The 21,033-nt window shown below is 60.0% G+C and carries 24 protein-coding genes and 1 tRNA gene; 13 read left to right on the top strand and 12 right to left on the bottom strand.

The features are described from left to right. Positions 1-166: 166 nt before the first annotated feature. Complete coding sequence (locus E4662_RS20455) at positions 167-586, bottom strand: hypothetical protein (protein ID WP_136443498.1); 420 nt, start codon at positions 584-586, stop codon at positions 167-169. Positions 587-656: 70 nt separating this feature from the next. Continuing rightward, the gene (locus tag E4662_RS20450; protein ID WP_136443497.1) at positions 657-1,730 is read right to left on the bottom strand and encodes a PQQ-dependent sugar dehydrogenase; all 1,074 of its coding nucleotides are present in this window, start codon (positions 1,728-1,730) and stop codon (positions 657-659) included. 150 nt (positions 1,731-1,880) lie between these two features. On the opposite strand from E4662_RS20450, the gene E4662_RS20445 reads away from it, so the two are divergent. The 8 genes from E4662_RS20445 (at position 1,881) to E4662_RS20410 (ending at position 8,394) form a co-directional block, all read left to right on the top strand. Further along, complete coding sequence (locus E4662_RS20445) at positions 1,881-3,077, top strand: ABC transporter substrate-binding protein (protein WP_136443496.1); 1,197 nt, start codon at positions 1,881-1,883, stop codon at positions 3,075-3,077. Between the two features lie 126 nt (positions 3,078-3,203). Next, positions 3,204-3,983 (top strand): ABC transporter ATP-binding protein, encoded by a 780-nt coding sequence (locus E4662_RS20440; RefSeq protein WP_136443495.1) that lies wholly within the window; start codon positions 3,204-3,206, stop codon positions 3,981-3,983. 112 nt (positions 3,984-4,095) lie between these two features. Continuing rightward, entirely contained in the window at positions 4,096-4,923 is an 828-nt protein-coding gene (locus E4662_RS20435) for an ABC transporter ATP-binding protein (RefSeq protein WP_136443494.1), read from the top strand. A gap of 50 nt (positions 4,924-4,973) precedes the next feature. Then, entirely contained in the window at positions 4,974-5,306 is a 333-nt protein-coding gene (locus E4662_RS20430) for a hypothetical protein (protein ID WP_168798034.1), read from the top strand. Next, positions 5,306-5,743 (top strand): hypothetical protein, encoded by a 438-nt coding sequence (locus E4662_RS20425; protein WP_136443492.1) that lies wholly within the window; start codon positions 5,306-5,308, stop codon positions 5,741-5,743. The genes E4662_RS20430 and E4662_RS20425 overlap by 1 nt, the downstream gene beginning before the upstream one ends. Further along, positions 5,743-6,753: a branched-chain amino acid ABC transporter permease gene (locus tag E4662_RS20420; protein WP_136443491.1), complete on the top strand. Its 1,011-nt coding sequence runs from the start codon at positions 5,743-5,745 to the stop codon at positions 6,751-6,753. Before E4662_RS20425 ends, E4662_RS20420 begins: the two co-directional genes overlap by 1 nt. A 1-nt stretch (position 6,754) precedes the next feature. Continuing rightward, the gene (locus E4662_RS20415) at positions 6,755-8,035 is read left to right on the top strand and encodes a branched-chain amino acid ABC transporter permease (RefSeq protein ID WP_136443490.1); all 1,281 of its coding nucleotides are present in this window, start codon (positions 6,755-6,757) and stop codon (positions 8,033-8,035) included. 119 nt (positions 8,036-8,154) lie between these two features. After that, entirely contained in the window at positions 8,155-8,394 is a 240-nt protein-coding gene (locus E4662_RS20410) for a hypothetical protein (RefSeq protein ID WP_136443489.1), read from the top strand. Here the strand turns inward: E4662_RS20410 and E4662_RS20405 are convergent. Continuing rightward, positions 8,386-9,006 carry a helix-turn-helix domain-containing protein gene (locus E4662_RS20405; RefSeq protein WP_136443488.1) on the bottom strand — a complete coding sequence of 207 codons (621 nt, stop codon included), beginning with the start codon at positions 9,004-9,006 and terminating at the stop codon, positions 8,386-8,388. The genes E4662_RS20410 and E4662_RS20405 overlap by 9 nt on opposite strands. Before the next feature lie 67 nt (positions 9,007-9,073). Between E4662_RS20405 and E4662_RS20400 the strand changes: the two genes are divergently transcribed. The 4 genes from E4662_RS20400 (at position 9,074) to E4662_RS20385 (ending at position 12,927) form a co-directional block, all read left to right on the top strand. After that, complete coding sequence (locus E4662_RS20400; protein ID WP_136443487.1) at positions 9,074-10,579, top strand: class I adenylate-forming enzyme family protein; 1,506 nt, start codon at positions 9,074-9,076, stop codon at positions 10,577-10,579. Positions 10,580-10,594: 15 nt separating this feature from the next. Continuing rightward, positions 10,595-11,242, top strand: a complete 648-nt coding sequence (locus E4662_RS20395; protein ID WP_136443486.1) for a DsbA family oxidoreductase — start codon at positions 10,595-10,597, stop codon at positions 11,240-11,242. Beyond that, positions 11,239-11,604 (top strand): potassium channel family protein, encoded by a 366-nt coding sequence (locus E4662_RS20390; RefSeq protein WP_136443485.1) that lies wholly within the window; start codon positions 11,239-11,241, stop codon positions 11,602-11,604. The genes E4662_RS20395 and E4662_RS20390 overlap by 4 nt, the downstream gene beginning before the upstream one ends. Before the next feature lie 111 nt (positions 11,605-11,715). Further along, positions 11,716-12,927 carry a multidrug effflux MFS transporter gene (locus tag E4662_RS20385; protein WP_136443484.1) on the top strand — a complete coding sequence of 404 codons (1,212 nt, stop codon included), beginning with the start codon at positions 11,716-11,718 and terminating at the stop codon, positions 12,925-12,927. Positions 12,928-12,938: 11 nt separating this feature from the next. Here E4662_RS20385 and E4662_RS20380 read toward each other — a convergent pair whose 3' ends face one another. After that, positions 12,939-14,489 carry a methyl-accepting chemotaxis protein gene (locus E4662_RS20380; protein ID WP_136443483.1) on the bottom strand — a complete coding sequence of 517 codons (1,551 nt, stop codon included), beginning with the start codon at positions 14,487-14,489 and terminating at the stop codon, positions 12,939-12,941. Next, positions 14,486-14,815 (bottom strand): hypothetical protein, encoded by a 330-nt coding sequence (locus E4662_RS20375; protein WP_136443482.1) that lies wholly within the window; start codon positions 14,813-14,815, stop codon positions 14,486-14,488. The genes E4662_RS20380 and E4662_RS20375 overlap by 4 nt, the downstream gene beginning before the upstream one ends. Positions 14,816-14,990: 175 nt before the next feature. Here E4662_RS20375 and E4662_RS20370 point away from each other — a divergent pair, with 175 nt between their 5' ends. Then, on the top strand, positions 14,991-16,205 hold the full coding sequence (locus E4662_RS20370; protein ID WP_136443481.1) for an NADP-dependent isocitrate dehydrogenase: 1,215 nt from the start codon (positions 14,991-14,993) through the stop codon (positions 16,203-16,205). A gap of 37 nt (positions 16,206-16,242) precedes the next feature. Here E4662_RS20370 and E4662_RS20365 read toward each other — a convergent pair whose 3' ends face one another. The 7 genes from E4662_RS20365 to E4662_RS20335 all read right to left on the bottom strand — a co-directional run bounded on the left by E4662_RS20365 (position 16,243) and on the right by E4662_RS20335 (position 20,988). Beyond that, positions 16,243-17,175 (bottom strand): AEC family transporter, encoded by a 933-nt coding sequence (locus E4662_RS20365; RefSeq protein WP_136443480.1) that lies wholly within the window; start codon positions 17,173-17,175, stop codon positions 16,243-16,245. Between the two features lie 18 nt (positions 17,176-17,193). After that, entirely contained in the window at positions 17,194-18,063 is an 870-nt protein-coding gene (locus E4662_RS20360; protein ID WP_136443479.1) for a glycosyltransferase family 2 protein, read from the bottom strand. A 38-nt stretch (positions 18,064-18,101) separates the two neighbouring features. Beyond that, entirely contained in the window at positions 18,102-18,620 is a 519-nt protein-coding gene (locus tag E4662_RS20355; protein WP_136443478.1) for a hypothetical protein, read from the bottom strand. Between the two features lie 17 nt (positions 18,621-18,637). Next, complete coding sequence (locus E4662_RS20350; protein WP_206080323.1) at positions 18,638-19,585, bottom strand: hypothetical protein; 948 nt, start codon at positions 19,583-19,585, stop codon at positions 18,638-18,640. Positions 19,586-19,756: 171 nt separating this feature from the next. Further along, positions 19,757-20,278 (bottom strand): acyloxyacyl hydrolase, encoded by a 522-nt coding sequence (locus E4662_RS20345; RefSeq protein ID WP_136443477.1) that lies wholly within the window; start codon positions 20,276-20,278, stop codon positions 19,757-19,759. 148 nt (positions 20,279-20,426) lie between these two features. Continuing rightward, positions 20,427-20,792: a nuclear transport factor 2 family protein gene (locus tag E4662_RS20340; protein ID WP_136443476.1), complete on the bottom strand. Its 366-nt coding sequence runs from the start codon at positions 20,790-20,792 to the stop codon at positions 20,427-20,429. 119 nt (positions 20,793-20,911) lie between these two features. After that, positions 20,912-20,988: transfer RNA gene (locus tag E4662_RS20335), tRNA-Met, on the bottom strand. Between the last annotated feature and the right edge of the window lie 45 nt (positions 20,989-21,033).

The following is a 21,033-nucleotide window of genomic DNA, read 5'->3' as shown; positions in this document are numbered from 1 at the left end:
TTTCAAAAATGAAACCCCGAAACCCGGCTTCCAATTGGGGCATAAGTTTTTGTGATGCCCTCGCCGACGCACACAAAAGCGGACCGGCTGAAAAAAGCAAAGGCCATCCATGCGATCATGCATGGATGGCCTCCGTTAGAAAGTTCCGCTCGATTGTACGTCGCTCTCAGAACAAGCCCGTCAGCTTGGCGTAATCGCTGTTGAAGCGGAAGTTGATCGAGACCACCTCACCGCCCCGGTCGTGGTAGAACACGTAGACATAGAGGTAGTTCAGACCGGTCCAGTACACGAGAAGCTCCTGGGTAAACCCGCCGCCGTGCTGAAGCCTGCGCATCACCGCGACGTTTTCGAAGTTGTTCGGGTAGAGCCGCTCGACCGTGGCATCAAGATCGTTGAGCTGCGCCACGGTCATCTCGTCTCCACCGCCAAAGCGCACCATAAGTTCCTGCACCTGACGCGTGACGATCAATTGGTCCATGACGCGGCGCATGTCTTCGTAACTGTCGAAGACCGGCTGCTGCTCCTGGGCTTGGAGCGGGGCGGAGAGCGAAAAACTGGTCAGAAGGGCGAGGATCAAAGCGCGCATGGGGCAAACTCCTTTGGAAACCTGCCCCATGGTTACACGGCAAAAGCCGCCGGGAAAGTCCGGCAAACCGCTATTCCAGCCTGTAAAGCGCCCCTTCGAACACCGAAAGCCACCACAGCTTGCCGTCCGGCCCTTGCGCAACATCGCGCACGCGGCCTGTCTCCTCACCCCGGATCTGCTCCACCTCGCGCAGCGGATTGCCCGCGAGGCGGGAGATATAGTCAAACTTCAAAGAGCCGACAAAGGCGTTACCGTCCCAGTCTCCGCCTTCAAAAAAGGTCATGCCGGACGGTGCGATGGAAGGGTCCCAGTAGTGGACCGGTTGGGCCATGCCCTCTTTTGCCGTGCCTTCGCCAATCTTGGTGCCGTTGTAATTGACCCCGTAAGAGATCACCGGCCAGCCGTAGTTCACGCCCGGCTCCACCCGGTTCACCTCATCCCCGCCCTGCGCGCCATGTTCGACCAGCCAGAGCTGACCGGAGCCATCGAGCGCGGCCCCTTGCGGGTTGCGGTGGCCGTAACTGTAGATTTCGGGCAGGCCGTCGAGTTCCGGATTACCCAGCCCCGGATCGCCGTCTTTGGTGATGTGCACAACCGAGCCGTTGTGCATTTCCAAATCCTGCGCGGTGTCCGGATTACCCCGGTCTCCGATTGTCACAAACAGCGTGCCCTCCGGGGATTCGACGAGGCGCGAGCCAAAGTGGAACCCGCCGCCGGAGCCGCGCGCGATTTCGAAGATGGTTTCACCGCCCGTCAGGCTGCGCCCGTCCGCGGACAGTGTCGCCTTGTAGACCGCCGTGCCGGAGCCGCGAATGAACTGGCGTTTTGAATAGGTAAAGAACAGCTCGCGCGTTTGCGCAAAGTCGCGCGGCACCATGATGTCCAGAAGACCGCCCTGCCCGTCCGCGAGCACCTTCGGCGGATTCTCGACAAGCCAGCGCTCTTCGCCCCGAAACGCAACAATCGCCCCATCCCGTAACGTCACGAGGATCGTGCCATCGGGCAGGAAATCGAAGGCCCACGGGGTATCGAGGCCCTCCGCCACTGTCACCGCCTGCAACGTGCCGGCTTCGGTCTCGATTGGCCCGGCCGTCGCAGTGCTGGCAAGCAGCGGAAAAATCAGGGAAATCGCAAATCTCGTCATAAGGCACCTCCTGCTGCAAGATATGGGCGCGCGGGGCGCGGGCGGCAAGGGAGCGCGCGCAACGACAGGCCCACACGCCCCCTTTTCTTTTGCCAAACCGGGGCATAGGCTGAACGGCAGGACAATACGTTCCAATAAGGGAGACCAACAATGAAAAAGCTGCTGATGGCGACAACCGCCACTGCAATGCTCGCGGGCGCGGCCTATGCTGACGGCCACGCGAATACGATCAAACTTGGCGTGATTCTCGGCTTCACCGGCCCGATTGAAAGCCTGACCCCGGCCATGGCGGCTGGCGCTGAAATGGCGATGTCCGAAGTGACGGACAGCGGCAAACTGATGGATGGCGCAAAGATCGAGCCGGTCCGCGCGGACAGCACCTGTGTTGACAGCGCTGCGGCCACCGCCGCTGCCGAGCGTCTGATCACCTCCGAAGGTGTCAAAGGCATCATGGGCGCGGATTGCTCCGGTGTGACAGGCGCGGTTCTGGCGAACGCCGCTGTGCCGAACGGCATGGTGATGATCTCGCCGTCGGCCACATCCCCGGCGCTGTCCGAAGCCGAAGACAACGGCCTGTTCTTCCGCACCGCCCCGTCTGACGCGCGTCAGGGTGCCGTGCTGGCGAAGATCCTGCTCGACAAGGGCATTTCTTCCGTCGCGGTGACCTACACCAACAATGACTACGGCAAAGGCTTCTCCGACGCCTTCAACCAGAACTACACCGCCGGTGGCGGCTCGGTCACTCTGACCGCAGCGCACGAAGACGGCAAGGCGGACTACTCCGCTGAAGTGGGCGCGCTGGCCTCTGCGGGCGGCGATGCGCTGGTTGTTCTGGGCTATGTGGACCAGGGCGGCGCGGGCATCATCCAGGCCTCGCTCGACACCGGCGCCTTTGACATGTTCGCGCTTGGCGACGGCATGATCGGCGACAGCCTGACCGAGCGTTTCGGCGCAGACATCGACGGCGCCATCGGCACCATCGCTGGCTCCGAAAACGAAGGTGGTCCGAAGTTCGCGGAAATGGCGGGAGCAGCCGGCATTGACGGCACGGCTGTGTATGCGGGCGAAAGCTACGACGCTGCCGCACTGATCATGCTGGCCATGGCGGCCGCTGGCTCTTCGGAGCCGGGCGATTACTCGGGCAAGATCATGGACGTGGCCAATGCGCCGGGTGAAGTGATCCTGCCGGGCGAGCTGGACAAGGCGCTCGAAATCCTCGCCGGTGGCGGTGAGATCGACTACGCAGGCGCGACCGGCGTGGAACTGGTTGGCCCGGGTGAGGCCGCAGGCTCCTACGCGGAATACACCGTCGACGGTGGCGCGCTGAAGGTTGTGGGCTACCACTAATTCGGCCTTTTGCCCCAAAATAGGGGCTTGCGAAACTCGGCGGCGCGGGGCATCTCCGCGCCGCTGCCATAAGGGCCGGTTCGGCCATGAGAGCCCCAAAGGGCTCCGCAAACAGGGATGTGGGATGTGATCCGGGTTGAGAACCTTCACCGCCATTTTGGCGGTTTCCGTGCCGTAGACGGAGCTTCGCTGGAAATCGCCAAAGGCTCCATTACCGGCCTCGTCGGGCCAAACGGCGCTGGCAAAACAACGCTGTTCAATGTGATCGCGGGCGCTCTGCCGCCGACCTCTGGTCAGGTGTTCATGGATGGCGAGGACATCACCGGCCTGCCGCCGCACGAGCTCTTTCACAAGGGCCTTTTGCGCACTTTCCAGATTGCGCACGAGTTTTCCTCCATGTCCTGCCGCGAGAACCTGATGATGGTGCCGGGCGGGCAATCGGGAGAGGTGCTGTGGAACACTTGGTTTGGCCGAAAGCGCATTGCCGATGAAGAACGCGCGCTCAGGGCCAAAGCGGATGAGGTGCTGGAGTTCTTGACGATCTCGCATCTGGCGGATCACCCGGCCGGGGCAATCTCCGGCGGACAAAAGAAGCTGCTGGAGCTGGGGCGCACCATGATGGTCGACGCCAAGATCGTGTTTCTCGATGAGGTTGGCGCGGGCGTGAACCGCACGCTCCTGATGACCATCGCAGATACCATCATCCGTTTGAACAAGGAACGCGGCTACACCTTCTGCGTGATTGAGCATGACATGGATTTCATTGGAAAAATCTGCGATCCGGTGATCGTCATGGCGGAAGGCAAGAAGCTGGCCGAAGGCACGCTGGACGAGATCAAGGCCAATGAGCAGGTCATCGAGGCCTACCTTGGAACAGGTTTGAAGAACAAGGACGCGGTGGGATGAGGGATTGCGCCTCGCCCTGCGAGACACCCGGCGGGCGCGTGCTGCGCACGCGTTGGAGCGCTGCTCCAAACCACGAGGTATTTTGCGCCCAAAGAAGCAAGGGAGCTGCGCGATGAGCGGTGGATCTTATGATGATCGTGGCAACCGGGACATGAGCCTTGGCAACGCTGCGGGCATGGGAACAGTGGATGGCTATCGCGGCGACGAAGAGGCGCGGCCTGGCACGCCGGGACCGTTTCTGATTGGTGACAGCATGACCGGCGGCTACGGGAAATCCGGGCCGGACATTCTGCATGATTGTACGATCGCCGTTGAGAAGGGTGAGATCGCGGTGATTGTCGGGCCGAATGGTGCGGGCAAGTCGACGGCGATGAAGGCCGTGTTTGGCATGTTGGACTTGCGGCAAGGGCATGTGATGCTCGACGGTGAGGACATCACGGATCTGAGCCCGCAGGCAAGAGTTCGGCATGGCATGGGGTTTGTGCCGCAGACGTCGAATATCTTCACCTCGATGACCGTGGAAGAGAACCTGGAGATGGGCGCTTTCATTCGAGAGGATGATTACAAGGCGACCATGGCGCAGGTTTATGATCTGTTTCCGATCCTGAAGGAGAAGCGCTTTCAGCCCGCAGGCGAGTTGTCTGGTGGCCAGCGCCAGCAGGTTGCCGTGGGCCGGGCGCTGATGACCGAGCCGAAGGTTCTGATGCTCGATGAGCCGACCGCGGGCGTCTCTCCCATTGTCATGGACGAGTTGTTTGACCGGATCATCGAGGTGGCGCGCACCGGGATTTCTATCCTGATGGTGGAGCAGAACGCGCGCCAGGCGCTGGAGATTGCGGACAAAGGCTTTGTGCTGGTTCAGGGGGCAAATGCGCATACCGGAACGGGCAAGGGCCTCTTGGCTGATGACGAGGTGCGGCGCTCGTTCCTCGGGGGATGAGCCGCGTGTTGGGGGCGACGTTGAAGATTTTTGCCGGGAAAAGACGCGGTTTGATCGCCTTTGTTTTGGCGACTGCGCTTGGGTTGCCCGCCACAGCGGAGATGCTTTGCACGGCCCAGACGCAGTGTCGCGGCGACGCCAAGGAGATGTGCGCGCCTTCGACCCTGGCCGTAAAGGTGGTACGCGACGGCGCGTACTGGCGGCTCTGGATCGACTGGCAAGGCCCCTACTCCGCCCGTTTCAGCGCCGGGAATGATGCGCGGGTCTGGGCGGTCAAGGGCTTTGGCAACGGCTACGGGATTCAGGTCTTTGAGGACGGCTCTTTTCTTTACACCGGCAATCGCGGCAAGCGGTTCCGTGGCACCTGTACAGGAGAGGTTTGATGCGGCTTTTCATCTGTTGTCTAGCAATGGCTGCGTTGGCCGAGCCCGCCGCCGCACAGCCCCGCAGCAGTTTTGGCGGCGAGCAGCTTTCGATCGACCACGCGCCAGTGCGTGAGGACATTGCTTTGACCTGCGCCTATGCGACCGAGTGCTATGAGGCCGAGGGCTGCCAGGAGGCGGGCTTTGGCTACGCTTTGAGCGGGCGCGGTGGCGGCATGAACAATGAGATGCTGGTGGTGGAGCTCGATATGGTCTCGGACATCGGCGATGTGACCTTGGTTGGGCTGCGCTCGGGCGGCTATGCCCTGTCGGGCGGCAGTTTTGATGCGCGGCACCTGCTGAGCATTGCTGAAAACGGCGATGCCCGTCACACGGTGCATTACATGAGCGGGCCGCAGGTCATCTCTTACATCGGACAATGTGTGAAGGCGGACTGATGGATTTACTCAACGCGATCATCGCGCTCTCGAACTTCGTACTGATCCCCGCCGTCGCCTATGGCAGCCAGTTGGCGCTTGGCGCATTGGGGGTGACGTTGATCTACGGGATCCTGCGGTTTTCCAACTTCGCCCACGGCGACACCATGGCCTTTGGCACGATGGTGGTCATCATCTTCACATGGCTGTTCCAGAGCTGGGGGATCAGCCTTGGACCGCTCCCAACAGCGCTTCTCGCGGTGCCGTTCGGGATCGCTGCGACGGCGGTTCTGGTGTTGGGGACAGACCGGGTGGTCTATCGCTTCTACAGAAAACAAAAGGTCAAACCGGTGATCCTCGTGATGGTCTCGCTGGGTGTGATGTTTGTCTACAACGGCATCACCCGGATCATCCTCGGCCCCGATGACCAGCGTTTTGCCGATGGTGAGCGCTTCCTGATTTCTGCGCGTGACTTCAAGGCGATGACGGGTCTGAGCGAGGGGCTGGCGATCCGCACGACGCAGGCTCTGACCGTGGTTGTGGCCATTTTGGTTGTCGCCCTGCTCTTCTGGTTTCTCAACCGCACGCGCACCGGCAAGTCCATGCGCGCCTATTCTGACAACGAAGATCTGGCTCTGCTTTCCGGCATCAATCCAGAGAAGGTCGAGCGGGTCACATGGGTGATTGTCGCAGCTTTGGTGACCATCGCAGGCGTGCTCTACGGGCTCGACAAATCCTACAAACCTTTCACCTATTTCCAGCTTCTACTGCCCATCTTTGCCGCCGCAATTGTCGGCGGGCTGGGCAATCCGCTGGGGGCCATCGCAGGCGGGTTTGTGATCGCGTTCAGCGAGGTCGGCATCACTTACGCGTGGAAGAAAGTGCTGAACTATGCACTGCCAGACAGCCTCGCACCCGATGGGCTCGTGCAACTGATGTCCACCGACTACAAATTCGCAGTCAGCTTTGTGATCCTTGTGATCGTGCTGCTGTTCAAGCCCACCGGGCTGTTCAAAGGGAAGGCGGTGTAAGATGCGCACGTTCGGACTTTTTGCCCTCGTCGCGGTGCTGATCCTTGGCACCGGCCTTCTGCAAAGCTGGAACGCGGCGCTGTTGATCCTGAACATGGGATTGGTGAGCGCGGTTATGGCGCTTGGTGTGAACCTGCAATGGGGGATTGCCGGGCTGTTTAACGTTGGCGTCATGGGGTTTGTGGCCCTCGGGGGCCTTGGCGTTGTGCTGACATCCACGGCACCTGTGTCCGAGGCCTGGGCTGCGGGCGGGATGCGTGTGATAGGCGCGTTGCTCCTTGGCGCGGCCACGGTGATCGGTGCGGTGCTTGTCTGGACACGGATCAAGAACGGCCTGCTGACGGCGGCTGTTCTGGTGGTCGGCTTCTTTGTCTATCGCTGGCTGCTCGATCCCGGTGTCGAGGCTATCGAGGCGATCAATCCGGCGCTGCAAGGCAATCTGGGCGGGCTCGGCCTGCCCGTGCTTCTGGCCTGGCCGATTGGCGGGCTTTTGGCGGCGGGTGCGGCTTGGGTGATCGGCAAAACCGCGCTTGGTCTGCGCTCCGACTACCTCGCCATTGCAACGCTGGGCATTGCGGAGATCATCATCGCGGTGATGAAAAACGAAGACTGGCTGGCGCGCGGCGTGAAAAACGTGATCGGCCTGCCCCGGCCCGTGCCCTATGAGGTCGATCTGCAAAACGATCCGTCCTTTGTAGAGCGGGCGGCGGGCTTTGGGCTTGATCCGACAACCGCCTCGACGCTGACCGTGAAGCTTGGCTACTCCATGCTTTTTGCGGTGGTTCTGATTGTTCTCCTGGTGCTGGCGCAACTGGCGCTCAACTCGCCATGGGGCCGAATGATGCGCGCGATCCGCGACAATGAAACCGCGGCGCGGGCCATGGGCAAGGACGTGACCTTCCGCCATCTGCAGGTCTTCATCCTCGGCAGCGCCATTTGCGGCGTGGCGGGCGCGATGATGACCACGCTCGATGGCCAGCTCACGCCTTCGAGCTATCAGCCGCTGCGCTACACCTTCCTGATCTGGGTGATGGTGATTGTTGGCGGATCTGGCAACAACCTTGGCGCTGTGCTCGGCGGTTTCCTGATCTGGTTCCTCTGGGTGCAGGTGGAGCCGATGGGTCAGGCGCTGATGGGGCTTGTGACCTCGGGCATGGCGGATGGCTCGGCGCTCAAGGCGCATCTGCAGGACAGCGCACAGCATCTTCGGCTGTTGACCATGGGTCTGATCCTGCTGCTTGTGCTGCGGTTCAGCCCGCGCGGGTTGCTGCCTGAACGCTAAGCGTTCTGAGAGCTCGTTCGCGTCAAAAGAGACCCGTGAAGCCGGAATACGCGCTCTGGCTTCACGGTTTGTTCAGGTTTCCGTTCCAGCATGAAATCTCGTAACGAGGAGACGTGCTGATGGACGACAGCCTGACACTGCCCCTGCCGCAGGATTTTCTATCCCGCTTCAGGACCCGCTTTCCCCATGTGGACGAAACCGTGGTGCCGGATCTGGTGGAGAACCAGCAACAGCTCAGCCAGCACCTTGCCGAACGGCACGATCTGACGCTTCTCGAAGCGAAGGAAGAGCTGCTGGACTTTCTTTGGCTTGAACGATTGACCGCACAGATTGCTGCGCCGTCCGCCAGGTCAGCCTAGCGACGTAACCCAAAGGATGTTCGCATCCTCTTCGCTGATCGACACCACGTTGTGCCCCATGGTGCTGTCGTAATAGGCGCTGTCACCGCGCTTCATGTCGACGGGTTCGTAGAACTCCGTGTACAACCGGATCACACCGGTCAGAACGTACAGAAATTCTTCGCCGTCGTGGCGCACCCAACCATCGAATTCATCCATGCTCCGGGCCCGAACACGGGCGCGGTAAGGCAACATCTTCTTGCGGGTCAGCGTCTCTGCGAGCAGTTCATGCTCGTAAGTCGCCGTCGCATGGCTGTGGCCTTCGCCGCTGCGTGTAAACGCCATGCGGCCGTTCACCTTTTCCTGCTGGGGCTGGGTGAACAGTTGTGGCACCGAAATTTCCAGACCCACCGCCAGCTTCTTGAGCGCATCATAGGTTGGAGACATCTGGCCATTTTCAATTTTCGACAAGGTCGAACGCGCCAATCCCGCCTGTTTGGCCGCCTGCTCCAGCGTCCAGGACTTGTCTTTGCGCAAGTCGCGCACACGCTGACCCAGATCAAGCGGCTCACCGCCGTGTTCATGGCCAGTATTGCGGGCAATTCGGATCAGGGATCTGGGGTCTTTTGTCATGGCCTAAAGCTATAGGACGCGGCCCGCCCCCTTGCAAGCGATGCCACGCGGGCCTAAGCGTTGATCCATGCAGTCACTCTTCTTCGAGGGGGCGTTTGCCCCCTGCCCCGCGCCATTCAATCTCGCAGCCCATGTGCTGAGCGCCGGGTCCCAAACACCGGACAAGATCGCGCTTTCCATCGTGAAGCCAACCGGGGCGGAACGCTGGTCCTATGCGCGCCTGATCGCGGCCGTGCGCGGCACGGCAACGGGCTTGCTGCAATCGGGTCTTGTCCCCGGTGACATCCTCTTGATGCGGCTTGGAAACACCGTCGATTTCCCGATTGCCTACCTCGGTGCCATTGCCGCCGGAATCGTGCCGGTTCCGACCTCTTCCCAGCTGACCGTGCACGAAGTGACAAAAATCGTGCAGCATTTGTCGCCCACGGCGATCCTGCGCGGCGACGGCATTGCCTGCCCCGAGGCAGGCATTCCCGTCCACGGGCCCGAAACCTACGAAGCCTGGCACGATTTGCCTCCCGCCGACTACGCGCTCGGCGATCCCGAAAGGCTGGCCTATATCGTCTACACGTCCGGCACCTCCGGCACGCCGCGAGCCGTGGGTCATGCGCATCGTGCCATTTGGGCGCGTCAGATGATGATGGATGGCTGGTACGGGCTGACCGCCTCGGACCGGATGCTGCACGCCGGAGCCTTCAACTGGACCTTCACGCTCGGCACCGGACTGATGGACCCCTGGACAAAAGGCGCAACCGCCCTGATCCCGGCGGCCGGAACCGATCCTGCGCAGCTGGGACTGCTGCTTTCGCGCAATGACGCGACAATTTTTGCTGCCGCCCCGGGCGTTTACCGTCAACTCCTCAAGTACCCCCTGCCACCTTTGCGCAAGCTGCGTCATGGCCTCGCCGCCGGGGAGAAACTGCCCGATACGGTCCGCGACGCATGGCGCGAGGCCACCGGAGGCGAGATTTATGAAGCCTACGGCATGTCGGAGTGTTCCACATTCATCTCCTCCGCACCCTCTCGGCCCAACACCCCGGGCATGCTCGGCGCACCGCAACCCGGCCGCCACATAGCGCTTGTCGACGATACCGGCACGCCCGTTCCCCTTGGCGCGGAAGGCATCATCGCCGTGCACCGAACCGATCCGGGCCTGATGCTTGGCTATGTCGGGGCCGAGGCGGCAACTGCCAACAAATTCGCCAAAGACTGGTTTCTCAGCGGCGACAAAGGCGTGATGAACGAAAGCGGTCAAATCCACTATCTCGGCCGCTCCGATGACATGATGAATGCAGGCGGTTACCGCGTCTCGCCGCTCGAGGTCGAAGCCGCCCTGTCCGGCTTGCCCGGCGTGCAGGAGATTGCCGTCACCGACGTCGAGGTCAAACCCGGCGTGCGCGTGATCGCGGCTTTCTACACCGGGGAAACCGAGCTGGATGACGCCTTGCTCCAAACTGCCGCCGAAGACCGGCTTGCCCGTTACAAACAGCCCCGCGCCTATATCCATGTGGACAGCCTGCCGCGCAATCCCAATGGCAAACTCCAACGCAAAGCGCTCACGCTTCCGCAGTGAGCCGAGGACCCTATCATGACCCAGCTTGATATCTTTTCCGATCCGATTTGCCCGTGGTGCTACATTGGAAAGGCCAATTTGGACCGGGCGCTTGAAGCCAACCCGAACCATCCGTTCCGCGTGCGTTGGCTGCCCTTCATGCTCAACCCGGACATGCCGAAGGACGGCATGGACCGACGGACCTATCTGGAGTCGAAATTCGGCGGGCAGCAAGGCGCGGTCAACGCCTACATGCCGGTGATCGAACATGCCCAGAAAGCGGGATTGAAGATCAATCTTGATGCCATTGAAAAGACCCCATCAACCGTTGATGCGCATCGCCTGATCCATTGGGCGGAGATGGAAGGCGTTCAGACGCCAATCGTTTCGGCCCTCTTCCGCGCCTACTTCGTCGACGGGCGGGACATTGGTGACATCGAGGTTCTCGCCGACATCGCCGACGGGAACGGCATGGACGCCTCCGTGGTGATGCGTTTGCTCTCGACCGACGAGGACCGCCGCGAGATCGTGGAGCGCGACGCGGCGGCGCGCGGCATGGGCATCAATTCCGTGCCGACTTTCATCGTCGCGCAACAACACGCGGTGCCCGGCGCGCAGCCGCCGGAGCTTTGGAGCAGCGTGATTTCCGAAATCCTCGGTGCAAAGGACCCCGATGCGCCATGAACCGTATCAAGCTCCTCACGCTCATTGCGACTTTGATCCTGATCATCGCGGGCGGGACCGTGTTTTTTCGGCATGTCGAAGGATGGAGTTGGCTCGACAGTTATTTCTTTACCGTCGTGACAATTTCGACGGTGGGTTACGGCAATCTCGTACCGGCGACCGCACTCGGCAAAGTCGGCACAACGCTGTTCATCCTGCTTGGTCTTGGGATCTTCGCTGCAGCGGTTCAGCAGTTCGGTATGTTCGCCATGCGCAAACGCGAAGAGCACACCGAATGGTTGATTGCGCGTCTGAAACACGAGGACGGACCCGTCGCAAATGAAGACGATGCGCCAAAACACAGGGCCAAGCGCAAGCATTGAAAACACGCGGCACCTTCCTGTGCCGGAATGGCTTTCGACCTGTGCAATTGTGCAAATTTCGCCTGTAGCCGCAGCAGGTGTAGTGCGGCACTAAAGAGTACCGGAGTCCCCATGACCAACTTGCCCAGCAAAGCGGAGTTTGTCGCGATCATCGCGATGCTCATGGCCAATATCGCCTTCGCGATCGACGCCATGCTGCCGGCGCTTCCTCAGCTGACGTCCGTGTTTTCCCCGGATGATCCGAACCGGGTTCAACTCGTTGTGACCATTTTCGTTCTGGGCATGGGGATCGGCACGTTGTTCAGCGGCCCGCTCTCCGATGCCTTTGGGCGCAAGCCGGTGGTTCTGGTCGGAGCCCTGCTCTATGTCGGGGCCATCGCGTTCGCACTCTCTGCGAACAGCCTGGAAGCTCTGTTGTTTGCGCGCTTCCTGCAAGGGATCGGTGCCGCCGCTCCGCGGATCGTGGCCTTGGCAATTGTGCGGGACCTATATGCCGGGCGCGGCATGGCACAGATCATGTCCTTTGTCATGATCGTGTTCACGGTTGTTCCTGCCATCGCACCGTTGCTAGGGGCACAATTGGTATTGCTTGGCGGCTGGCAAACGATCTTCATCGCCTTTGCCATTTTTACTTTGGTTGTCACCACATGGCTTGCGCTGAGGTTGCCGGAAACACTGCCAAAACCCCGCAGAATACCGTTTCAAGTCAGCAAGTTACGCTCCGCCACGCGTGAAGTTCTGTCGCATGCCAGCGTGCGGTTGTCGATCGTTTCGCAGGCCTTCTGTTACGCGATCCTGTTCACGATGATTTCCACTGTGCAACCTTTGTACGATGACTTCTTTGGTCAGGGCGACGCTTTCCCGCTCTGGTTTGGCGGCATTGCCATCGTGGCGAGTTCCGCAAGCTTTCTTAACGCTGCGTTGGTGATGCGCCTTGGCATGCGCTTGCTGGTCACGGCCATGCTGATTGCGCAGCTGGGTTTGACCAGTGCGATGATTTTTCTGCTTCTCTGGGGCGTGTCTGGCGATACGCTGTTTTATGCATTTGTCGTTTGGCAAACCGGGGTTTTCTTCCAGGCCGGTTTGACGCTTGGCAACCTCAATGCTCTGGCGATGGAGCCCATGGGGCATATCGCCGGTTTGGCGGCTTCCGTGATCGGGGCGCTGGCAACGGTCGGCGCCGTAATCCTGGCCGTGCCGGTCAGCCTTGCGTTCAACGGAACACCTTTGCCCGTCGCCTTGGGTATCCTGTTGCAGGTTTTTGGAGCACTGTGGGCTATTTTGCGTCTGCGCCGCAGGGAGTTCGCGGAAAACGCGACGTGACGGTTAGAAGGTCAGGCCAGCCGCGCGGACTCTTCCTCATCGCTTTGCCTTTGCTTGACTGAAAATTGCCCCATCAGGCTGGCCAACTCATCCGCATGGCTTTGCAATCTGTGGCCCGATCCGCCCATTTCGGCGCTTTGCTCCAGAATTTTTTGTGCTTCGGAGTCCAGAGACGCCATCTGCTGAGACAGCGTTGCCATTTCTGCAGCGCGCTCACCGGCATCACCGCGAATATCCTCGATCAAGGCGTTGACCTCGTTGACTTGCTCCACGATCAGCGAAAGACGCCGCCCGGCTTCATGCACAAGCCGCGCACCCGAGGCCACTTCCTCTTCCGAGCTGGATATCAGATCTTTCACGCCGCGCGCTGCGTCGGCCGTGCGCTGTGAAAGCGCCTGAACCTCGCCCGCAACAACCGCAAAACCGCGACCGGATGCACCGGCGCGCGCCGCTTCCACCCCGGCGTTCAAAGCCAAAAGGTTGGTTTGGAAGGCGATGTCGTCGATCAGATCCATGATCTTGCCGACCTCATCAGAACTCTTTTCGATCCGCGACATGGCGGCCACCGCCTGCCCTGTGATTTCTCCGCCCTGGTCCGCCTCCCGGCGGGCCTTTGCTACACGATCTGCTGCGCGCTGCGCTTGCGCCGACGCTTCCTCAAGCCGTTCACTCAACTGCGCAACGTGCCGGGACTGTTGGCCAAGCCCGTCCGCCTGGGACCGGGTGCCGTTCGCCAGATCGTCGATCAACGCGCCCAGCAACCGGGCTTCTCCGTCAAAACTCTGCGCCATGCCGAGCGCCTTGGACAAGGCCGCATCCAACTGGTCGACGGCGAGGTTGTAGTCTGTTCGCAAATCTTCGAAGGCTTCGGGCATTTCGCCGTCGATCCGGCAATCGAGACGTCTTTCCGACAACTCATGTAACGTGCCCCGCAAAATTCCAATCGCCGTCTCCGCCTCCCGGATCAGGGTGCGCGCCTTGCTTTCCGCGATCTCGGCGCGATGGGATTGATCCGCAAGGGACTCGCTTTGCTCTGTAATCTGGCGCACCATTCTTTGATCCCGGCGCATCGACAAGACCAGAACACCCGTCTCAAACACGACCAGGGCACCATGCAGCCCGGTTCGTGCGAGGTTTTCAAACAGGTCCGCAGAAGGATACGCCAGCGCGGGCAGGACAAATGCCAACCCGAGGTGATGCAATGCCGTGACGCCCGCACCGAGCAACAAGGCCCGAATGCTACCCAGTGTCGAAATCCCGGCCAGCATGACGAAATAGATCATATGCGTGTCGATCTGCCAGGGATGCCCCTGGAATGCCGCGGTGCAAACGATCGCCTGACCGACCAGACACACCGCAACCACATCCGCAGCCATCTTTGATTTTCGCTGTACGGCCAATGTCGCAAAAGCCGCCAAAACCAAAATCGCGCCCGTCGCCAGTCCGGGCATACCCTGAAGGACGACATCAAATCCAGCCTGCAGCGTGACCATAACATAGGCCAAGGCCAATACGGCCTTGCCAGCCTGGCTTTGCGTTTCTTTATTGCCCGCTTCGTTCACACTGTACCGCCTTTACAGAACATGGCGAGAAACTGCCCGTCTCGCACTGCCCACGCCCCAAGCCGTTTCAGCCTCGCCCTTGGGTCCGGATCATCAAAGGTTGCCAGAGCGCCGAAAACGGTCTGGCTCGGCCCGATTACCGCCCCCCCGCCCTGTTCCGCGATATGCGCCGCCCCGACACCCCATGGCGCGGCCAGCACAAGCACCGGTGTGCCCGCCCCCGCAACAAATGGCGAAAATGCTCCGGACACCGCCACGGCCCCCGAAAGGAGCAACGCACCGGACATCAGCATCACATCAAGACAAGTTCCGCGCAGAATTCCCATGGACCTGTCTTTAGCCTCGGTTAAGTTTCGAAACCGTTAGTTTGGTCTTTAGAAAGCCGCGCTAATTCGAAGGACGAAAGCCCTCACTGCATACCATGGCATACAATTATTGATCCTTTGATCAAAACCCGTTAGAAGCGATTCAAACGCCCAGCCAACCCCCAAGGAGAAACCGATGACGAAGATCAAGGTCGCGAACCCGATCGTCGAAATGGATGGCGATGAGATGACCCGTATCATGTGGGATTTCATCAAGAATAAGCTGATCGAGCCATATCTGGACATCGACCTGCTCTACTATGATCTGGGCATCGAAGAGCGCGATCGCACCGAGGATCAGATCACAATCGACGCCGCCGAAAAGACCAAGGAAGTTGGCGTTGCGGTGAAATGCGCGACCATCACACCGGACGAAGCGCGGGTCGAAGAGTTCGGTTTGAAGAAGATGTGGCGCAGTCCAAACGGGACAATTCGAAACATTTTGGGCGGTGTCGTTTTTCGCCAGCCGATCATTTGCCGCAATGTGCCGCGTCTTGTGCCGGGCTGGACCGATCCGATTGTTGTCGGCCGCCACGCCTTTGGCGATCAGTACAAGGCCACGGATTTCACCTTCCCCGGCAAGGGCAAGCTGACGATGAAATTCGAAGGCGAGGACGGCACGGTGATCGAACGCGAGGTTTATGACGCGCCGGACGCCGGGGTTTACATGGGCATGTACAACCTCGATTCTTCGATCCGGGATTTCGCCCGCGCGTCCTTGAATTACGGGTTGAACATCGGCTGGCCGGTGTATCTGTCGACGAAGAACACAATCCTGAAGGCCTATGACGGCCGCTTCAAGGATCTGTTTCAGGAGATCTACGAAGCCGAGTTCGAAGAGAAGTTCAAAGCTGCTGGCATCTGGTATGAACACCGCCTGATCGACGACATGGTGGCTTGCGCACTGAAATGGAACGGAAAGTTCGTCTGGGCCTGCAAAAACTACGACGGTGACGTTCAGTCCGATACCGTCGCGCAGGGGTTTGGCTCGCTCGGTATGATGGCGTCGCAGTTGATGACCCCCGATGGCAAGATCGTGGAAGCCGAAGCCGCCCACGGCACGGTGACGCGCCATTATCGCCAGCATCAGAAGGGCGAGGCCACCTCGACCAATTCCATCGCGTCTATCTATGCCTGGACCGGCGGTCTGAAGCATCGCGCCAAACTCGATGAAAACGCGGCTTTGCAGGGCTTTGCAGAAACACTGGAGCGGGTGATCGTGGACACGGTGGAATCCGGTCACATGACCAAGGATCTCGCGCTGCTTGTCGGCCCGGATCAGGGTTGGCTGACAACCATGGGTTTCCTCGAGAAAATCGACGAGAACCTGAACAAAGCCCTGAAAGGCTGATCCAGGGAACCGGAAGCGGGGCCTTCCCGGCCCTGCCCTAAGGGATCAAAACGGCAACGGCGCTCACCGTGATCGCCCCGAGCAACGTCGTCAAAAGCATCGCGGAAGAGGCCATCGCCGCCCCGCCATGGCGCGCGGCCAGGATCGGGAAGATGGCGATCATCGGCATCGCCGCAAAGACCAGGCCCGCTAATGCAATTTCCTGCGAAACGCCGGGTATCATGAGCAGCACGGCCACCGTAACCAGCGGATGCACCAGCAGTTTTCCAAGCGCTACCGCCATGACCGCCGCGCCGCCCTCGCGCCATTGCGCCGTTGCCACGGTGCCCCCGACGAACACCAGCGACAAAACCGGCGTGGCGGCGGCGATCATGCCGCGTGTCGTCTCGACCGGTCCGGTGATCGGTATGCCAAAGCCGGCAATCAACAGCCCCGCCACCAGGCCGATCAAAACCGGGCTGCGCACCATCTGGCCTAAGGTCTGACGTAGCGAGGCTGCGATCCCCTGCCCTTTTTCCCCGGACAAAGCTTCCGACAAGACAATGGCCGCCGGGATCACAACGAGGTTTTCCGCCGTTATGATCCAGGCGAAAAGCGCATCCGCTTGCTCCGGAAACAGAACACGGCCAATTGGGTAGCCTAGGAAAATCGTGTTCGAGCTACACATCCCCATGGCCATCATCGCGCCAAGCGGGCCTTTGAGTCCGAAGACGCGAACCATGACGAAACTGCCAATCCCGAGAACGATCAGCGCTGCAAAAGCATAGCCGCCGATAAACCACCAGTTGAATGCGCTTAAGTCCCCGGCGCGCATGACGGCGGAGGCCACGATCACCGGCATGCAGATCACCAAAACAAAGCGGCTCAGATGCGGCAAGCCCTCCGGGCTGATCAGCTTCACCCGAATGGCCAGCGCCCCCAGCGCCAAAAGCGCGTATATCGGCAGGAGAGAAATCAGCGGATCAAACATCGGTACGGGACCTCGGGCTTAGCCTTGCGCGCCGAACCGCTCCGGCAGAACGGTGCGATACGGCAGTTTGAGCGCGCGGGTTTTGACAATCGAGCCCTTTTCCAATCTCGCGGGTTTGACCGACAGGGTATCGAAGGCTTTTTGCTCTGCCTTGTCCCAAGCCAGCAGCTTCTTTTCCAAAAAAGCCTGATGGAAGCGGGTCGCATCCGCGTCCGCCTCCTTCCAGCCCGTCCCCGGAACACCCGGCGCATCCGTATTGCCGACGTCCATGCGCACCGCGTTTACCTCCTGCAATACCTCTGAGTTGGCGTATTTGAGATGCGCGAGGTACAGCCCGCGCGGCATGGTGAAAGGAAACCCCTCCAGGCGCCGGGGCGCGACACGCACGCCATGCAAGGCAAAATCCATCGCACGCCGCGCCGCTATGGCTTTGGAATAATGGCCGGAAAAGGCGATGTGCCGCCGCTGTGCCAAAACCGGACCTGCGCTCACCGGCGCATCATCCGGTTGCTCCACCACATCAAACCCGAGAGCCGTCAACACGGGCGCATCGGCATTGGCGGCAATCGCGTCCGGCAAAGAAGGATAGCAATCGGGATCAAAACAGATCAGCTCGTCCGCATCCGTCCGGATCACCCAGTTATAGGCTTCGTTCAAACCGGCATGGAACCCGTTGAGCATCGCGGCGCGGCTGCGGTCAAAATGCGCGAAATCACCGCGCGGGACAGTCAGAACAGAGGCGCCCGGGCAGAGCTCCGCAATCCTGGGGTCCGCTCCGTGCGCCACAACAAACAGATTGCCCGCCCCCAGCTGTGCCGCATGGTGGGCATACCACCGGGACAGAGCCCAGTAATCGCGGTAAACCATGGTCAAGGCACAGATTTTCATGGTTTTTCTTGCCTGCCCCAAGGCCGTTCTGTCAAGCGTCAGCGCGTCTGTACAGCTGTCACGATGTTCAGCAGGCGCAGCTCGATTTCGCGAAAAGACTGCAATGCTTCCGCTTCTGGATGCGCCAATGCATGAAACGCGCTGTTTGCCACAGACAGGTGCGCTTCGCAGCCCGGCACATCCAGAACGACAAAACTGGTAGCCCCGTCCGCCACGCGATTAATGGGCACACGGCCATCCTGCGCGCCGTCAGCGGAGAATGATCCCGCGATCTCTTCGCTGGTCAAACGCGCCAACCCTGCGGTTTCAATCGCCTGAAACATCGCCCGGACATCCGATTGGCCGATGTGATCGTCCCTCGCCTCTCCCGGCATCGCAACACGGACGCGTCCATCGCTGAAAACCGTCAGGAGCGGAACGGCCCGAGGCGTATCTGCATCCACAACGTCATAGATCAAGATCCGCTCTGAACCGGTCAAGCCGGACAGGTCGCACCCGGCCCAAAGAACAGTCGCCGCGCTGAGGCAAAAGCTCAACGCGGCGACAAAGGTGTTCATTTTCAAACTCTTGGCAGTCAAACTTGCGCTTTTCGACGGCGTGTCACACCCGCCAAAGTACCCAAAGCCAATAGGCCAAGACCAAGGCCCGCCGGAAGCGGAACCGGCGCGATGGCATGTGTCACGGCCGTTGTGTAACCGATATCGGCAAAGGACGCGATTGTGGTGGCCGACAATGTCATCGCCGCAAACGGAGCATCTGCCGCCGGTGTCGGCGCTCCGATGAAACCAGTCATCAGGTCCAGAGGACCACCGGCGAAATCCGCCTCATCCCAATGGCCGTCAGCAGTACCGGGCCCGCCACCAAGTTCCACGGGAATGAAAGTTTCGCTGAGCCCAAACTCCGCATTGTACGCGGTCAGGCCATAAGCCCCAGTGTATTCGCCGGATCCGGCTGTATAGACGTTCTGCGTACCAGTGAAGATTCCGCCAATGCTGTCGGTGTTCCAGAGTGTCCCGAACCCAAGCACGTGCCCCATCTCGTGGACGATCACGTCAAAGAACGTTCCGTCCGCCTCCATATTTGCGAGATCGGCGGTATCGAAGTTCATGATGCCAGTATCGACATACGCAAAGCTGTTGGTCCCATCCGAAACGGAATAGGCCGTCGTAGGACCGGCAGAGCCAAGTGTGCCGCCAACGCCATCAATGGCGGTCCCTTGCGCATTGATCGTCGGGCCTTCGTACAAGGAACCGCCCACGGTAAAGGCGATCTGGTAGCCGGTGATCATGGTTTCCCAGAAATACTCGGCCGCCGTGAACGTGGATTGCTGCGAGGCGGTCAATCCCCCGACAAAATTGATCGTGATGTCGAACACGCTGGACGAGATCGACTTTTCACCGCCAGGAACTGTCCCAACGGCGACACCGGCAGGCAAAGCCGTTGCCGCATGGGCCCCCGTCGACGCCAGCCCACCTGCCAAAGCCAGGGCCAATACAGACAAGGATTTCAATTTTACAGACAAATCATGCTCCTCAATGTCGAAAACAACCACTTGAGCCACCCTACCCAAGAGTGTCGCCGGGCAAAACAATAAACGCAAAACGTGCATTCACCCGTGACAGCAGTATCCGCAAGCCTGCTAGCCCTGTCAAAGATTCGAAGCCCTCCCGACGGTTTTCCGCCGAAAGTCCGCTTACCGTGTCGGGATGCTAACGCGCAGTTGCACAGTTTCGATCCCGGGATTGTCATCATAGATGCCCGCGTTGGACCGATGGTCATAACTCAGACCGTATCGCCAACCGCGTCGGTTTTCATAGCCGAGTTCAATCCCGGACCGGAACTCGATCGGCCCGCCCAGGTCAAAGCCGCCATTGTCGAAATAGATGCCGGGCATGGAGTGCAACTCCGCAAAAAACGGGCTGCCCTGCGCCTGCAACGTATAAGTCGTGCCAAAGCCGATCCAGGTTTCGCCGTGTTCACCAATCGAAACGCCAACCGCGTTTCCAAAGGGGCCGCGCTTGTGACCAAGATCGTAACGAAAATAGACTTCGCTTGCTTCATCCGCGCGGCGCTCGAGAACCGTGCCTGCGGAAATTGCAAACCGCGGCGTGGCATCAGTTTTGCCCAGACATCCCGTCTCGGTCCCGCAATAGTTCCGGCCCATATCCGTCAAGCCAAGAATGAGCATCAAAACCGCAAAAGTACCGTCAGCCATTGTGCGCGCCCTGTTTTTCGAAGCGGGTCATCCCCCGCTGTTCTGTATTCCCTGCCTTGATGGCCCAGTTGACCTTCGAAGTCCAGCGCGGCGTGCACCCGGCAAGTTCAATCCCGGCATTCTCTGCGCTTTACGGAATGCATTTGCATCATGCAGGTCCCAACTGCTCGGCCTTCAGAAGCCAGATATCGTTTTCCCGGACCAAAGCCGTCACCCCCCGACCAGAACCAGAAGCTTCGCGCCCCTGAATGACACCACTCCAGTGAAAATCAAACATGTAGACCGCATGATCCGCGGTTTCGAACACCCAATGGATGTTATCCATCACAAAGCGCTCGCTCTTGATTGCCGCAAAATTTCGTTGGTACGCCCGCTCAATCGCACCCAGTCCCTCGTGAACAGAGCCGTCCGAGAACACCACTCGCGCAGAACCGTGTATCAGCGGAGACACTTGCGCCCAGTCCTGAGACGCCAAAGCCGCCTCATAGCGTTTCAGAAAGTCTCGCACATCCATCCTGTTGCTCCCCCATTGTTACTCTGATGAGGGTAAGGTGCGGTCGCGATGATATGGAAGCCCGCATCGTGACCCGATTCAGGCGGTTTGGGATCTAGCCTAATGTCTTTGTGTGTTTTTGGTTGCGGGAGCAGGATTTGAACCTGCGACCTTCAGGTTATGAGCCTGACGAGCTACCGGGCTGCTCCATCCCGCGACGCTTTGATCACTCTTTGAGTTTGAGTGATTGGGTATCGCTATC

Origin of the sequence: Pacificoceanicola onchidii (genome assembly GCF_004804335.1) — a bacterium.
Classification (GTDB): domain Bacteria; phylum Pseudomonadota; class Alphaproteobacteria; order Rhodobacterales; family Rhodobacteraceae; genus Pacificoceanicola; species Pacificoceanicola onchidii.
The sequence above is the reverse complement of the archived record's forward strand: the minus strand, read 5'-3'. Positions and strand labels throughout refer to the sequence as shown.

Coding starts and splice junctions, on each gene's coding strand:
- E4662_RS20445 (WP_136443496.1), top strand. CDS start 1,881: ATGAAAAAGCTGCTGATGGCGACAACCGCCACTGCAATGCTCGCGGGC.
- E4662_RS20390 (WP_136443485.1), top strand. CDS start 11,239: ATGAACCGTATCAAGCTCCTCACGCTCATTGCGACTTTGATCCTGATC.
- E4662_RS20425 (WP_136443492.1), top strand. CDS start 5,306: ATGCGGCTTTTCATCTGTTGTCTAGCAATGGCTGCGTTGGCCGAGCCC.
- E4662_RS20455 (WP_136443498.1), bottom strand. CDS start 586: ATGCGCGCTTTGATCCTCGCCCTTCTGACCAGTTTTTCGCTCTCCGCC.
- E4662_RS20375 (WP_136443482.1), bottom strand. CDS start 14,815: ATGGGAATTCTGCGCGGAACTTGTCTTGATGTGATGCTGATGTCCGGT.
- E4662_RS20370 (WP_136443481.1), top strand. CDS start 14,991: ATGACGAAGATCAAGGTCGCGAACCCGATCGTCGAAATGGATGGCGAT.
- E4662_RS20385 (WP_136443484.1), top strand. CDS start 11,716: ATGACCAACTTGCCCAGCAAAGCGGAGTTTGTCGCGATCATCGCGATG.
- E4662_RS20355 (WP_136443478.1), bottom strand. CDS start 18,620: ATGAACACCTTTGTCGCCGCGTTGAGCTTTTGCCTCAGCGCGGCGACT.
- E4662_RS20365 (WP_136443480.1), bottom strand. CDS start 17,175: ATGTTTGATCCGCTGATTTCTCTCCTGCCGATATACGCGCTTTTGGCG.
- E4662_RS20360 (WP_136443479.1), bottom strand. CDS start 18,063: ATGAAAATCTGTGCCTTGACCATGGTTTACCGCGATTACTGGGCTCTG.
- E4662_RS20450 (WP_136443497.1), bottom strand. CDS start 1,730: ATGACGAGATTTGCGATTTCCCTGATTTTTCCGCTGCTTGCCAGCACT.
- E4662_RS20405 (WP_136443488.1), bottom strand. CDS start 9,006: ATGACAAAAGACCCCAGATCCCTGATCCGAATTGCCCGCAATACTGGC.
- E4662_RS20420 (WP_136443491.1), top strand. CDS start 5,743: ATGGATTTACTCAACGCGATCATCGCGCTCTCGAACTTCGTACTGATC.
- E4662_RS20345 (WP_136443477.1), bottom strand. CDS start 20,278: ATGGCTGACGGTACTTTTGCGGTTTTGATGCTCATTCTTGGCTTGACG.
- E4662_RS20435 (WP_136443494.1), top strand. CDS start 4,096: ATGAGCGGTGGATCTTATGATGATCGTGGCAACCGGGACATGAGCCTT.
- E4662_RS20395 (WP_136443486.1), top strand. CDS start 10,595: ATGACCCAGCTTGATATCTTTTCCGATCCGATTTGCCCGTGGTGCTAC.
- E4662_RS20410 (WP_136443489.1), top strand. CDS start 8,155: ATGGACGACAGCCTGACACTGCCCCTGCCGCAGGATTTTCTATCCCGC.
- E4662_RS20340 (WP_136443476.1), bottom strand. CDS start 20,792: ATGGATGTGCGAGACTTTCTGAAACGCTATGAGGCGGCTTTGGCGTCT.
- E4662_RS20400 (WP_136443487.1), top strand. CDS start 9,074: ATGCAGTCACTCTTCTTCGAGGGGGCGTTTGCCCCCTGCCCCGCGCCA.
- E4662_RS20415 (WP_136443490.1), top strand. CDS start 6,755: ATGCGCACGTTCGGACTTTTTGCCCTCGTCGCGGTGCTGATCCTTGGC.